Annotated in this window: 10 protein-coding genes; 6 read left to right on the top strand and 4 right to left on the bottom strand. The window is 62.7% G+C overall.

The window, feature by feature from the left end; genetic code table 11:
• Positions 1-18 precede the first annotated feature (18 nt).
• Positions 19-1,263, bottom strand: coding sequence for a YeeE/YedE family protein (locus AT302_RS07905; protein ID WP_084656089.1), 1,245 nt, complete (start codon positions 1,261-1,263; stop codon positions 19-21).
• Between the two features lie 356 nt (positions 1,264-1,619).
• On the opposite strand from AT302_RS07905, the gene AT302_RS07900 reads away from it, so the two are divergent.
• The 3 genes from AT302_RS07900 (at position 1,620) to AT302_RS07890 (ending at position 3,963) form a co-directional block, all read left to right on the top strand.
• Entirely contained in the window at positions 1,620-1,991 is a 372-nt protein-coding gene (locus AT302_RS07900) for a hypothetical protein (RefSeq protein ID WP_150791001.1), read from the top strand.
• 159 nt (positions 1,992-2,150) lie between these two features.
• The gene (locus AT302_RS07895) at positions 2,151-3,122 is read left to right on the top strand and encodes a homoserine kinase (protein ID WP_058377959.1); all 972 of its coding nucleotides are present in this window, start codon (positions 2,151-2,153) and stop codon (positions 3,120-3,122) included.
• Positions 3,123-3,153: 31 nt separating this feature from the next.
• Positions 3,154-3,963, top strand: a complete 810-nt coding sequence (locus AT302_RS07890; protein ID WP_058377958.1) for a BPSS1780 family membrane protein — start codon at positions 3,154-3,156, stop codon at positions 3,961-3,963.
• A gap of 78 nt (positions 3,964-4,041) precedes the next feature.
• Here the strand turns inward: AT302_RS07890 and AT302_RS07885 are convergent, their stop codons facing one another.
• The gene (locus tag AT302_RS07885) at positions 4,042-6,363 is read right to left on the bottom strand and encodes a UvrD-helicase domain-containing protein (protein ID WP_058377957.1); all 2,322 of its coding nucleotides are present in this window, start codon (positions 6,361-6,363) and stop codon (positions 4,042-4,044) included.
• Positions 6,364-6,473: 110 nt separating this feature from the next.
• Between AT302_RS07885 and AT302_RS07880 the strand changes: the two genes are divergently transcribed.
• On the top strand, positions 6,474-9,335 hold the full coding sequence (locus AT302_RS07880) for a valine--tRNA ligase (protein ID WP_058377956.1): 2,862 nt from the start codon (positions 6,474-6,476) through the stop codon (positions 9,333-9,335).
• Between the two features lie 29 nt (positions 9,336-9,364).
• Complete coding sequence (galU, locus tag AT302_RS07875; protein WP_058377955.1) at positions 9,365-10,249, top strand: UTP--glucose-1-phosphate uridylyltransferase GalU; 885 nt, start codon at positions 9,365-9,367, stop codon at positions 10,247-10,249.
• A gap of 143 nt (positions 10,250-10,392) precedes the next feature.
• Here the strand turns inward: galU and AT302_RS07870 are convergent, their stop codons facing one another.
• Positions 10,393-10,620, bottom strand: a complete 228-nt coding sequence (locus tag AT302_RS07870) for a sulfurtransferase TusA family protein (protein ID WP_058380179.1) — start codon at positions 10,618-10,620, stop codon at positions 10,393-10,395.
• Between the two features lie 102 nt (positions 10,621-10,722).
• Positions 10,723-11,253, bottom strand: a complete 531-nt coding sequence (locus tag AT302_RS07865; RefSeq protein ID WP_058377954.1) for an NUDIX domain-containing protein — start codon at positions 11,251-11,253, stop codon at positions 10,723-10,725.
• 226 nt (positions 11,254-11,479) lie between these two features.
• Here AT302_RS07865 and AT302_RS07860 point away from each other — a divergent pair, with 226 nt between their 5' ends.
• Positions 11,480-12,781 carry a chloride channel protein gene (locus AT302_RS07860; protein ID WP_058377953.1) on the top strand — a complete coding sequence of 434 codons (1,302 nt, stop codon included), beginning with the start codon at positions 11,480-11,482 and terminating at the stop codon, positions 12,779-12,781.
• Positions 12,782-12,849: the final 68 nt, after the last annotated feature.

Genomic DNA, 12,849 nt, shown 5'->3' with positions numbered 1-12,849 from the left:
GCCGGTCAGACGGCTATCTCAGCAGCCGGTCTCGCGCGGCGTGGTCTCGACTTCCAGCCCGAAGAACGGACGCAGACGCGTGCCGAACACGTTGCCGAAGAACGCCGCCACCAGCCACAGCCAGCCGTGCAGACTGCCCGAGATGATGCCGCTGAAGTACGCGCCGATATTGCAGCCGTACGCCAGACGCGCGCCGTAGCCGAGCAACAACCCGCCCACGACTGCGGCGAGCAGCGAGCGCACGGGAATCTTCCAGATCGGTGCGAACTTGCCGGCAATCGAGGCGGCAGCCAGCGCGCCGAGGATGATGCCGATGTCCATCACCGTGGTGACGTCCTGCGCGACCGGCGCGTTCAGCACGGCCGTCTGTTTGGCCCAGTACGGCCACGACGCCACGTCCACGCCCATCGCCATGAAGGCCTTGGCGCCCCACAGAGCGAACGCCGACGTAACACCCCAAGGACGACCGGCCAAGGCAAGCGTCGCGAAATTGAGCAGCACGAGTGCCAGAGCACCCCACAGCAACGGCCACGGACCGCGCAACAGTGCCGGGCGGCCCTTGGCGCTTTGCGTCATCGGCACACCGACCACACGGCCATGACGGCGCTTCTCGGCCCACAACGTGAACACGCCGATGGCGGCGAACAAGGCGAGATTGGCGATCAGTGCCGGCCACAGGCCCCACACCTTCACCAGCGACACCGGCTTGATGTGCGGCAGCGATTCCCACCAAGGCAGGTGTGCCGTCGCGACCACCGAGCCAACGATGAACGCCGCGAGCGTGACGATCATGCGCGTGCTGCCACCGCCTACGGTATAGAGCGTGCCCGATGCACACCCGCCGCCGAGCTGCATACCCACGCCGAAGATAAACGCCCCGAAGGCCACCGATACGCCTACCGGCGAGACTAGCCCCACGACCTTGTTGCCGAACAATGTGCCGTCGGCCAGCGCCGGGAAGAAAAGCACGACGCCGACGGCGAGCATCACCATCTGCGCGCGCAAACCGGCGCCGCGACGGTCCGCGATGAATACGCGCCACGCCGACGTAAAGCCGAATGCGGCGTGATAAAGCGCAACGCCAAGCAGTGCGCCCACACCGGCAAGGGCGGCCTGCTTCGGGCCAACCGTGGCTTGCAGATAGACGATGCCGATAGCAATCAGCACCAGCGCGATGGCCAGCGGACGTGCGTTATACGACGTAGGGGACGACGGCGAGGGGGGCGCCGTTTTGACGGCGGCCGAGGCGGCAGAAGACGACATGGCTTGCAAACTCCGAAAATGCAGATGGGTGGCACCGGGCCACCCATTGAGACAACTTCGCAGGATGCCAGAAGCCTTCGCCCTCGAAAACGAACGATTCGTGATTCCCTTATAAGCTCAGGTAATAAGCAAATCGTCGCAATGCACTTCAGTTTCGCAGCGTGGCACGCGCGCCGTTGTTATCAATTGTGAAGAAACACGCTGAAACTGCCGGAACGCAAGCAACCACGGTGCTTGGCGCCATATTTCACGATGCGAAGTGAGGCACGTTTGATAGAATGCACATATTGGAACCCACTGCGTCGTCACGCCGCACAGCCGCCCCGGCACGGATGCGTTCCCGCCCTCGGAGAATAATGATGAAAACGCTCTTGTCACGCGCCCTCCCCCTGGCCCTTGGCGCCAGTCTGCTGTTCGCCGGTCAGGTTTTCGCGCAGGACGCCAACGAGACTTCCGCGCAAGCCGCCAAACGCGAAGCCGACGCGCGCGCTGCGGCGACCAGCACGTCGACGGTCGACGTCAATCAGGAACGCAAGCCGAGCTTTTACGTCGACGACAAGGGCACCACCGTGACCGAGTACCGCGATCGCGGCAAGCCCACCGAAATCGATGTGCATTCGCGCTTCGGCACGAATTACCAACTGACGACACCGCAGGACAATGCGCCGAAGATCCGCGACAACACGTCGCAAACCGATCGTCTGCCCTCTGTCGGCCTGAAGTTCTGATACCTGCCGCAGGGGTCTCCACCGAGACCTCTGTTATCCTGCCCCACTCACCGCTGCCACGCGGGCGCCAATGTTTTCCGCCCGCGCCTCAGCTTTCGCCAAGCGGCCCGTTGCACGTGCGCGGGCCGTTTGTTTGAGTCTTATCCACCCGACGCACGCATGGCCGTTTTCACTTCCGTCTCGCCCGAGCAGCTCGATCAGTGGCTGCAACGCTACGATTTGGGGAAAGTTCTCGACTTTCGGGGCATCAGCTCCGGCATCGAGAACACCAATTACTTCCTGACGACCGAGCGCGGCGAGTTCGTCCTGACGCTGTTCGAGAAGCTCACCGCCACGCAATTGCCGTTCTATCTGCAATTGATGGGACATCTGGCCCACCACAGCGTGCCGGTGCCCGACCCGATTCCGGATCGCACGGGTGAGATTCTCGGTGAGTTGAATGGCAAGCCCGCGACCATCGTGACCAAGCTGGCGGGCCGCTCGGAACTGGCGCCCACGCCCGCGCACTGCGCTCATGTCGGCGCGATGCTCGCGCGCATGCATCTGGCCGGGCGCGACTACACGCTGGAGCAGGCCAATCTGCGCAGCCTGCCTTGGTGGCGCGAAGCCGCGCCGGCGGTCAAGCCGTACCTGAGCGCCGCGGAGCTCGCCCTGCTGGAAAGCGAAATGGCGCATCAGGAAGCGTTTTTCGCCAGCGACGACTATCGCGGCATGCAGTCAGGCCCGTGCCATTGCGACCTGTTCCGCGACAACGTGTTGTTCGACAAGGACGAAGATGGTGCACCGCGTCTGGGCGGCTTCTTCGACTTTTACTTTGCCGGCTGCGACAAGTGGTTGTTCGATCTTGCCGTGACCGTCAACGACTGGTGCTGCGATCTGAGCACGGGCGTGCTCGACGACGCCCGCGTGCATGCGATGTTGCGTGCGTATGAGACCGTGCGTCCCCTCACCGACATCGAGGCGTCGCACTGGCGCGACATGCTCAGAGCGGGTGCGCTGCGCTTCTGGCTCTCGCGCCTGTATGATTTTCATCTGCCGCGCGCGGCCGAGATGCTGAAACCGCACGATCCGGGGCATTTCGAACGAATCCTGCGCGAACGCATCGAAGCCGTTTCCATTCCCTGGCTGTGACCCGACGCCCAATCGGAGCAAATCGAACCCTATGCAATTGCTTGAAGTCCCGCCGAAGAGTGGTTATGTGTGGCTGCGCCAGGGTATCTGGCTATTCCGCAAGAACCCGCTCGCCATTCTGACGCTGCTCTTCGCCTATCTGTTCGGCGTGATGCTGCTCTCGATCCTGCCGGTCGTGGGCGCGTTTTTGCCGCTACTGTTCATTCCCGGCCTGTCGGTCGGTTTTATGGCGGCGTGTCGCGACATCATCAAAAACAAGCCTGTCCTGCCGCCCGTGCTGCTCGACGGGTTCCGCGGCCACGGCAAGGACGTGGCGCGCCGGCTGCTCGCGCTGGGCGGCTACTACATCGCCGCGATGATCGTGGTGTTTCTGTTCTCCGCGCTCTTCGACGACGGCGACCTGCTGGGCAAGATGCTGTTCGGCACCCGCATCGACGAAGACTCGCTCGTGGGCGGCTCAATGCCGCAGGCCATGTTGGCGGCAGCCGTCGCCTACGTGCCGGTCGCGATGGCGTTCTGGTTCGCGCCGGTGCTCGTGGCCTGGCATGACGTGTCGCCCGTTAAGGCGCTGTTTTTCAGCTGGACCGCCTGCGTGCGAAACATCCGCGCGTTTGTCGTCTACGGTATCTGCACGGCGCTTGTCGCCACGGTGCTGCCGGTGATCATCGCGCTGGTGATGACGGTGATTGGCGCAGGCAAGTACGCGATGATCGTGCTGATGCCCTACTCGATCCTGTTCACCGCCGTGCTGTATTGCTCGTTCTACGCGAGCTATCGCGGCTGTTTCGGCGTGCAGGAAATCGGCGCGATCGATCCGAACGTGGCACCGCCGGAGGCGTAAGCCGCCGACGCTAGTCAGTACAAAACAAAGGGCACCCTCGGGTGCCCTTTGTTCATCTGAGGGAGTGCAGGCAAGCGATCATTCGATCGGCTGAAGCTTCGCCACCGCCAGTGCAAGCCACTTTTCACCGTGGCGGCCGAACTTCACATGCGCACGCGCTTCATCGCCCGCGCCTTCCAGCCCGATGATCTTGCCTTCGCCGAACTTGGTGTGGAATACGCCCTGCCCGACCTTGAAGCCAGTCCCGGCCGAGCGGGAGCGGTCTGCCAGCGCCTGCTCCGACTTCGTGGCCGCCCATTCTTCCTGACGCGGCGCGCTCACCTGCGGACGCGAGAACCAGTCACGCCCCCATGCCGGTTCGGTCTGGGCCGCACGCGCGCCCGGCTGGGCACGCGGCGTCAGAAATTTCAGCACTTCCTCGGGAATTTCTTCGAAGAAGCGCGAGCGCACGTTGTAGCGCGTCTGGCCATGCAGCATGCGGCTTTGCGTGAACGACAGGTACAGGCGCTCCTTGGCCCGCGTGATCGCCACGTACATCAGGCGACGCTCTTCTTCGAGCCCATCAAGCTCCTGCGCGCTGTTTTCGTGCGGGAACAGCCCTTCTTCAAGCCCCGTCACGAAGACTGCCGTGAACTCCAGCCCCTTGGCGGCGTGCACGGTCATCAGTTGCACGGCGTCCTGCCCGGCTTCGGCCTGATTGTCACCGGCCTCGAGTGAGGCGTGCGACAGGAAGCCCGCCAGCGGCGTCATCTCCACCGGCGTATCGGCATCGACCACGCCATCGGGCGAGGCCAGTACATCGGGCGCCCCCGGCAGCGCGGGGCGCATGGCGATCAGGCGGGCGGGGGCATCCAGCCCATAGCCCTCTTCCGCGATGAACGCCGTGGCCGCATGCACCAACTCCTGCAAGTTCTCGATGCGGTCCTGACCTTCCTTTTCTGACTGGTAATGCGTGATCAGCCCGCTGGCATCGACCACATGCGTCACCACTTCCGGCAACGTCAGGCGCTCCGTCTCGCGGCGCATCTGTTCGATCAGGCGCACGAACGCCGTCAGATTGGTGCCCGCCTTGCCGGTCATATAGGGCACGGCGGCGTACATCGAGCAGTTGTACAAGCGGGCCGCGTCGGCCAGTTGTTCGAGCGAACGCGCCCCGATACCGCGTGTCGGGAAATTGACCACACGCACGAACGCCGTGTCGTCATTCGGATTCTCGATGAGTCGCAGATAGGCAAGCGCGTGCTTCACCTCCTGACGCTCGAAGAAGCGCAGGCCGCCATAAACACGATACGCAATGCCCGCGCCCACGAGCGCGTGCTCCATCACCCGCGACTGGGCGTTGCTGCGATAGAGAATGGCGACGTCCTGCCGCGACAGCCCTTGCGCCACGAGCGCCTTGATTTCCTCGACCAGCCAGCTCGCTTCCTGAAGATCGGTTGCGGCCTCATAAACGCGAATCGGCTCGCCATGCCCCGCATCGGTGCGCAGATTCTTGCCCAGACGGCGGGCGTTGTTCGAAATCAGCGCATTGGCGGCGTCAAGAATATTGCCGTGCGAGCGGTAGTTCTGTTCCAGCTTGATCATGTACCGAACGCGGAATTCGCGCTCGAAGTCGGCCATATTGCCGACGTTAGCACCACGAAACGCGTAAATACTCTGATCATCGTCGCCCACAGCGAACACCGCGCTGTTGCCGCCCGCCAACATCTTGAGCCAAGCGTATTGGAGCTTGTTCGTATCCTGAAACTCATCAACGAGAATGTGGCGGAAGCGCGTCTGGTAATGCACCCGCAGCGGTTCGTTGTGCTTGAGCAACTCGAAACAGCGCAGCAGCAGCTCGGCGAAATCGACCACGCCCTCGCGCTGGCATTGCTCCTGATACGACGCGTACAGCTCGACAAACTTCTGGTTGAACGCGTCGTTGGCCTCGACCTCGTGCGGGCGCAGGCCCTGCTCTTTGGCGTTATTGATGAAATACTGGAGATTCTTGGGCGGAAACTTCTCGTCGTCGACATTGGCGGCCTTCATCATCCGCTTGATGGCGGAGAGCTGGTCGGCCTGATCAAGGATCTGGAAGCTCTGCGGCAGCCCAGCGTCGCGAAAATGCGCGCGCAGCATCCGGTTGCACAGCCCGTGGAAGGTGCCGATCCACATGGCGCGGGGGCTGATCGGGAGCATCGCGCCAAGGCGCGCCTGCATTTCCTTGGCGGCTTTGTTCGTAAAAGTCACCGCCAGAATGCCGGCGGGGCCCACGTGGCCTTGCTGGATCAACCACGCGATACGGGTGGTTAGCACGCGCGTTTTGCCGGAACCCGCACCCGCGAGAATCAGGGCAGGCTCGTCGGGCAGGGTCACGGCGGCCAGTTGTTCCGGGTTCAGATTAGCTAGCAAATCGGGCATGTCGGGAATGATTTTCGAGTGAAGCCCGATTATAAATCCTGCTGCGGCGCGGAAAACGCCCCGAATCTTTTATAATTCAAGGTTTCACGCATTACACGGTCATCCAATCCATGAGCGACAGCGACAATACGCTTGCCAAGAGCTTCGAGCCGCAGGACGTCGAAGCCCACTGGGGCCCCGAATGGGAACGCCGGGGCTATGCCCGGCCGACGTTCGACGACGCCCGCGAAGATTTCAGCATCCAATTGCCGCCGCCGAACGTTACCGGCACGCTGCACATGGGGCACGCGTTCAACCAGACGATCATGGATGGTCTGACGCGATATCACCGCATGAAAGGCGCCAACACCCTCTGGGTACCGGGCACCGACCATGCCGGCATTGCCACGCAGATCGTCGTCGAGCGCCAGCTCGACGCGCAGAAAGTCTCGCGCCACGACCTCGGCCGCGAGAAGTTCGTCGAGCGCGTGTGGGAATGGAAAGAAAAGTCGGGCAACACGATCACCGGGCAGGTTCGCCGCCTGGGCGCCTCGATCGACTGGAGCCGCGAATACTTCACGATGGACGACAAAATGTCCCAGGCCGTGCGCGACGTCTTCGTCACGCTGCACGAGCAGGGGCTGATCTATCGTGGCAAGCGTCTCGTGAACTGGGAATCGACCCTGCTCACGGCCGTGTCCGATCTGGAAGTGGTGAGCGAGGAAGAAGAAGGCTCGCTGTGGCATATCCGCTACCCGCTCGCTGACGGCTCGGGCTCGCTCACGGTCGCGACCACGCGCCCGGAAACGATGCTGGGCGACGTCGCGCTGATGGTTCACCCGGAAGACGAGCGCTACAAGCACCTGATCGGCCAGATGGCCAAGCTGCCGCTCTCGGACCGCGAAATCCCGATCATCGCCGACGATTACGTCGACCTCGAATTCGGCACGGGCGTGGTGAAGGTCACGCCGGCGCACGACTTCAACGACTACGCGGTCGGTCAGCGTCACAACCTGCCGCAAATCAGCATTCTCACGCTCGACGCGAAGATCAACGAGAACGGCCCGGAAAAGTACCGTGGCCTCGACCGTTTCGACGCGCGCAAGCAAATCGTTGCCGATCTGGACGCCCAGGGCCTGCTCGAATCGGTCAAGGCGCACAAGCTGATGGTGCCGCGCAGCGACCGCACGGGCACGGTCATCGAGCCGATGCTCACCGACCAGTGGTTCGTGGCGATGAGCAAGCCGGCGCCGGAAGGTACGTTCCATCCGGGCAAGTCGATCACCGAAACCGCGCTCGACGTCGTGCGCAGCGGTGAAATCAAGTTCGTGCCCGAGAACTGGACGACCACGTACAACCAGTGGCTCGAAAACATTCAGGACTGGTGCATCTCGCGTCAGCTCTGGTGGGGTCACCAGATTCCGGCGTGGTACGACGATGCGGGCAACATCTACGTCGCACGTTCGGAAGAAGAAGCCATCGCCAAGGCGAGCGCCGCCGGCTACACCGGCGCACTCAAGCGCGACGAAGACGTGCTCGACACGTGGTTCTCGTCGGCGCTGGTGCCGTTCTCGTCGCTGGGCTGGCCGCAGGAAACGCCGGAACTCAAGCACTTCCTGCCGTCGTCGGTACTCGTGACCGGCTTCGACATCATCTTCTTCTGGGTGGCGCGCATGGTCATGATGACCACGCACTTCACCGGCAAGGTGCCGTTCAAGACGGTGTACGTGCACGGGCTCGTGCGCGATGCCGAAGGCCAGAAGATGTCCAAGTCGAAGGGCAACACGCTCGACCCGATCGACATCGTCGACGGCGTGACGCTCGACGCCTTGCTGGCCAAGCGCACCACCGGGCTGATGAACCCGAAGCAGGCGGCGACCATCGAGAAGAAGACGCGCAAGGAATTCCCGGAAGGCATCGCGCCGTTCGGCACCGATGCGCTGCGCTTCACGTTCGCGTCGATGGCCACGCTGGGCCGCAACATCAATTTCGATCTGGCGCGCTGCGAAGGCTATCGCAACTTCTGCAACAAGCTCTGGAACGCTACGCGTTTCGTGCTGATGAACTGCGAAGGTCAGGACTGCGGCATGGCGCCGTGCGTGGGCGACTGCGGTCCGGAAGGTCAACTCGATTTCTCGCGCGCCGACCGCTGGATCGTGTCGCTGTTGCAGCGCGTGGAAGCCGACGTCGCGAAGGGCTTCGCCGACTACCGTTTCGACAACATCGCCACCACGATCTACAAGTTCGTGTGGGACGAGTATTGCGACTGGTACGTCGAACTGGCCAAGTGGCAGATTCAGAACGGCACGCCGGCGCAGCAACGCGCCACGCGCCGCACCCTGCTGCGCGTGCTTGAGACTGTGCTGCGTCTGGCGCATCCGGTGATTCCGTTCATCACCGAAGCGCTGTGGCAGAAGGTGGCACCGCTTGCCGGGCGCTACCCCGCCGACAAGGCACCGGGCGAAGCCAGCATCATGGTGCAGCCGTATCCGGTGGCCGATGCCAGCAAGATCGACGAGGGCGACGAAGCGTGGATGCAGCAGTTGAAGGCCGCTGTCGACGCGTGCCGTAACCTGCGCGGCGAGATGAATCTTTCGCCGGCACTGCGTGTGCCGCTGCTGGTCGCGGGCGACGTCGACTTCCTCAAGTCGATTGCTCCGTACCTGCAAACGCTGGCCAAGCTTTCCGAAGTACAGGTGCTCGCCGACGAAGCCTCGCTTGACGCGCAAGCCGCTGGTGCACCGCTGGCCATCGTGGGTGCCAACAAGCTGGCGCTGAAGGTGGAGATCGATGTCGCCGCAGAACGCGAACGCCTCGGCAAGGAAGTCAAACGCCTTGAAGGCGAGATCGCGAAGTGCCACGGCAAGCTGTCCAACGAGAGCTTCGTGGCACGCGCCCCGGCTAACGTGGTGGAACTTGAGAAGCAACGATTGGTCGACTTTGAAGCGGTTCTCGGCAAATTGCAGGCCCAGCTCGCCCGCCTGCCCGCCTGAGATCTGCGCTATCCAAGAGGGAGATACCAATGAAAACAGTTGTCACCAAAGCCGTTTTCCCCGTTGCGGGCCTCGGCACCCGATTCCTCCCGGCGACCAAGGCGAGCCCGAAGGAAATGTTGCCGGTCGTCGACAAGCCACTGATTCAGTACGCGGTCGAAGAAGCGGCAGCGGCCGGCATCACCGAGATGATTTTCGTCACGGGTCGTAACAAGCGCGCGATCGAAGATCACTTCGACACCGCGTTCGAACTCGAATACGAACTCGAAACGAAGCAGAAGCTTGCACTGCTCGACGCCGTGCGCTCGATCAAGCCCGCGAACGTCGATTGCTTCTTCGTGCGCCAGCCCAAAGCACTGGGTCTGGGACACGCCGTGCTGTGTGCCGAAAAGCTCGTGGGCGACGAGCCGTTCGCGGTCATCCTCGCCGACGACTTGCTCGACGGCGAGCCGCCCGTGCTCAAGCAGATGGTCGATCTGTACAACCAGTATCACAACTCGATCATCGGCGTCGAAGAGATCCCCATCGAGCAAAGCCGCTCGTACGGCATTGTCGAAGGCAAGGAATGGGGCGAGACGGACATCGTCAAGCTGACCAACATCGTCGAGAAGCCGGCACCGGAAGTGGCGCCGTCGAACCTGGGTGTGGTGGGCCGCTACGTGCTGCGTCCGCGCATCTTCGATTGCATCCGTGAAATCGATCCGGGTGCCGGCGGTGAAATCCAGTTGACCGATGCCATTCAGAAGCTGCTGCACGACGAAGTCGTACTGGCCTATCGCTACAAGGGCACGCGTTTCGATTGCGGCAGCAAGCTGGGTTACCTGAAGGCGACGGTGGAATTTGCGCTGCGCCACCCGGAACTGAAGGACGCCTTCCGCGAGTATCTGCGCGATACGCACGGCGACCTCAAGTGATGTGTGTGCAGGGTCTGAGCCGGTGAGGCGTTATCAGCAAGGTCGCCGACAGGATCAGCACCAATGAAAAAGCCGACGGCATGTCCGTCGGCTTTTTTGTGTCTGCCGCGCCTGAGATGGCTTGATGGCGCGGCGGACGCCGCTTAACGGCGGCGCATCAGGAAGTAGAAGGTCTTTTCTTCTTCTCGCGATTCGAGCAACTCGTTGCCAGTCTGTTTCGCGAAGGCAGCGAAGTCGCGCGCCGAACCCGGGTCGGTCGCCACGATGCGCAGGACTTCGCCGCTCTGCATGTCGGCGAGTGCCTTCTTGGCGCGCAGAATCGGCAGCGGGCAATTCAGGCCGCGTGCGTCGACTTCTTTCTGGAATTCCATGCTCATGTCCCTCTTGTCGGTCTCATTCGTATTTTCTGCCGGGCGTTGCCCGGAAACGTCGATTCTACCGTAGTCGCCGCGCGCAGACTGTGATGCACGATCTCAGCCGGCAATCGACAACCGCGCCGACTCCACGTATTCGACCGGTAGATTGCGCCGTCGCAACCATTCCGCCACGGCGTGCCCCGTGCCGGCGGGCCATGGCCGCACTTGCTCCGGCGCGACCAGACGGAATTCCGCCAGTTCTTCCGAGAGAAGAATGTCGCCATCGCACACCGCGTGATAGGCGATGATCAGCTCGTTCTTGCGCATGAATTCGTAGACGCCGAGCAGCGAGATCGCATCGGTTTCGAGATTGGTCTCTTCCTTGATCTCGCGACGGATACCGTCTTCGGGCGTTTCGTCGCGCTCCAGAAAACCGGTGATCAGCGCGAACATGCCTTCCGTCCACGCGGCATTGCGGGCCAGCAGAATCTGTCCGCGATACTCGACGAGACCAGCCACGACCGGCAGCGGGTTATCCCAGTGGACGAAAGCGCAAGCCGTATCGGGACATGCCCGGCGAATGCGCCCGGCAACATCGCGTGAGTCGAGCGGGGAGGCACAGCGGGGACAAAAAGTGAGTTCGTTCATGATCGTTCTTCGGCGAATCCGAATATCTTAAATGAACTCATGACGCGCTGCACATTCGGTAATTTCCGGGACGTAGCGGGCCGGCGTCCCGAAATCCGAAGCGTATAATCGGCCGACGTCTTTCAACATTCGCCCCCGCCCCGTGTCAGACACTCCCCCCGCTTCCGAGGCGTCATCACCGCCCCCCAGCGCGCCATCCAGCGTGCCCCCTGCGGCCTCGCTGCCGATGAGAATCGCACGCACCGGCGCCCATCGTTCGCGCCGTCTGTGGCACAACTACGGCGTGTTCTGGCTAGGCGCGGTGCTCGTCGGTCTGGTGTCGGTGGCCTATGCGAAGCTGGTCGACTTCGGCTTCGAATTATTTCAGCGCATGCTGGCACACGGCTTCTGGCTGCCGCTGATCGTGACGCCACTGGGCGCTGCGCTCGCCATCTGGCTGACGCAAAAATTCTTCAAAGGCTCGGAAGGCAGTGGCATTCCGCAGGTCATCGCCACGCTTCAGGACGGCCGCCTCTCCCGGTCGCTGCTGACGCTGCGCATCATGTTCGGCAAGATCGCGATCTCGTTTCTCGGCATCCTGTGCGGCTTCACGATCGGACGCGAAGGCCCCACGGTGCAGATCGGCGCTTCGCTCATGTATGCGATGCGCCGCGGTTACCGCCGCAGCAGCGCTCACATTGAACGGCAGTTGACGCTGGCCGGGGCTGCGGCCGGGCTCGCGGCCGCCTTCAACACGCCGCTTGCCGGGGTGGTGTTTGCCATCGAAGAATTGAGCCGTAGTTTCGTTGCACGCAACAGCGGCACATTGATCACCGCGATCATCTTCTCCGGCGTTGTCGCACTCGGCTTGCAGGGCAACTATCTCTACTTCGGGCAGATCAAGGCGATCAGCGAATTCCAATGGACGCTGATCCCCGTGCTGATCTTCGCGAGCCTGCTGACCGGTGTAGCGGGCGGCTTGTTCTGCTGGCTGATGCTCAACGTGCCGCGCTGGATGCCTGCGTCGCTCGTGGGTATGCGGCGCGCGCATCCGGTGCGCTTTGCCTTCCTGTGCGGGGTCGTGATTGCCGTGATTGGCATCGTCTCCGGCGGCACCACGTTCGGCAGCGGTTACGCCGAGGCACGCGGGCTGCTCGAATCGCACGAAGCGCTCTCGCCGCTCTACGCGCTGCTGAAATTCGGCGCGTTGTCCGTGTCGTATCTGTCGGGAATTCCGGGCGGTATCTTTGCCCCGTCGCTCGCGATCGGCGCGGGGCTGGGCAATGTGATGTCGCACGTCACGGCCGTGGTGCCGTTGCCTGCGATGGCCGCGCTGTGCATGGTGGGTTATCTGGCGGCAGTGACGCAATCGCCGATCACGTCGTTCGTGATCGTCATGGAGATGATCGACGGCCACCAGATGGTCATCCCGCTCATGGCCGTTGCGTTGCTCGCCACGCAAGTCTCGAAGGCGTTCTCGCCATCGTTCTATCACACGCTCGCGCACCGGTTTCTCACGCCGGAGACGCCGGCGACGCCGAAGGGTTAGGATGCCAGGAGCATCGCTCTCCCGGCACGATTAAGCGTCGAGACGCCGGATAGCCTCCTCAATTACGG

It is taken from the genome of Pandoraea norimbergensis, assembly GCF_001465545.3.
In the GTDB taxonomy this organism is placed as follows: Bacteria; Pseudomonadota; Gammaproteobacteria; order Burkholderiales; family Burkholderiaceae; genus Pandoraea; species Pandoraea norimbergensis.
The sequence above is the reverse complement of the archived record's forward strand: the minus strand, read 5'-3'. Positions and strand labels throughout refer to the sequence as shown.

Coding starts and splice junctions, on each gene's coding strand:
- AT302_RS07885 (WP_058377957.1), bottom strand. CDS start 6,363: ATGCCCGATTTGCTAGCTAATCTGAACCCGGAACAACTGGCCGCCGTG.
- AT302_RS07890 (WP_058377958.1), top strand. CDS start 3,154: ATGCAATTGCTTGAAGTCCCGCCGAAGAGTGGTTATGTGTGGCTGCGC.
- AT302_RS07900 (WP_150791001.1), top strand. CDS start 1,620: ATGATGAAAACGCTCTTGTCACGCGCCCTCCCCCTGGCCCTTGGCGCC.
- AT302_RS07860 (WP_058377953.1), top strand. CDS start 11,480: ATGAGAATCGCACGCACCGGCGCCCATCGTTCGCGCCGTCTGTGGCAC.
- AT302_RS07880 (WP_058377956.1), top strand. CDS start 6,474: ATGAGCGACAGCGACAATACGCTTGCCAAGAGCTTCGAGCCGCAGGAC.
- galU (WP_058377955.1), top strand. CDS start 9,365: ATGAAAACAGTTGTCACCAAAGCCGTTTTCCCCGTTGCGGGCCTCGGC.
- AT302_RS07905 (WP_084656089.1), bottom strand. CDS start 1,263: ATGTCGTCTTCTGCCGCCTCGGCCGCCGTCAAAACGGCGCCCCCCTCG.
- AT302_RS07865 (WP_058377954.1), bottom strand. CDS start 11,253: ATGAACGAACTCACTTTTTGTCCCCGCTGTGCCTCCCCGCTCGACTCA.
- AT302_RS07870 (WP_058380179.1), bottom strand. CDS start 10,620: ATGGAATTCCAGAAAGAAGTCGACGCACGCGGCCTGAATTGCCCGCTG.
- AT302_RS07895 (WP_058377959.1), top strand. CDS start 2,151: ATGGCCGTTTTCACTTCCGTCTCGCCCGAGCAGCTCGATCAGTGGCTG.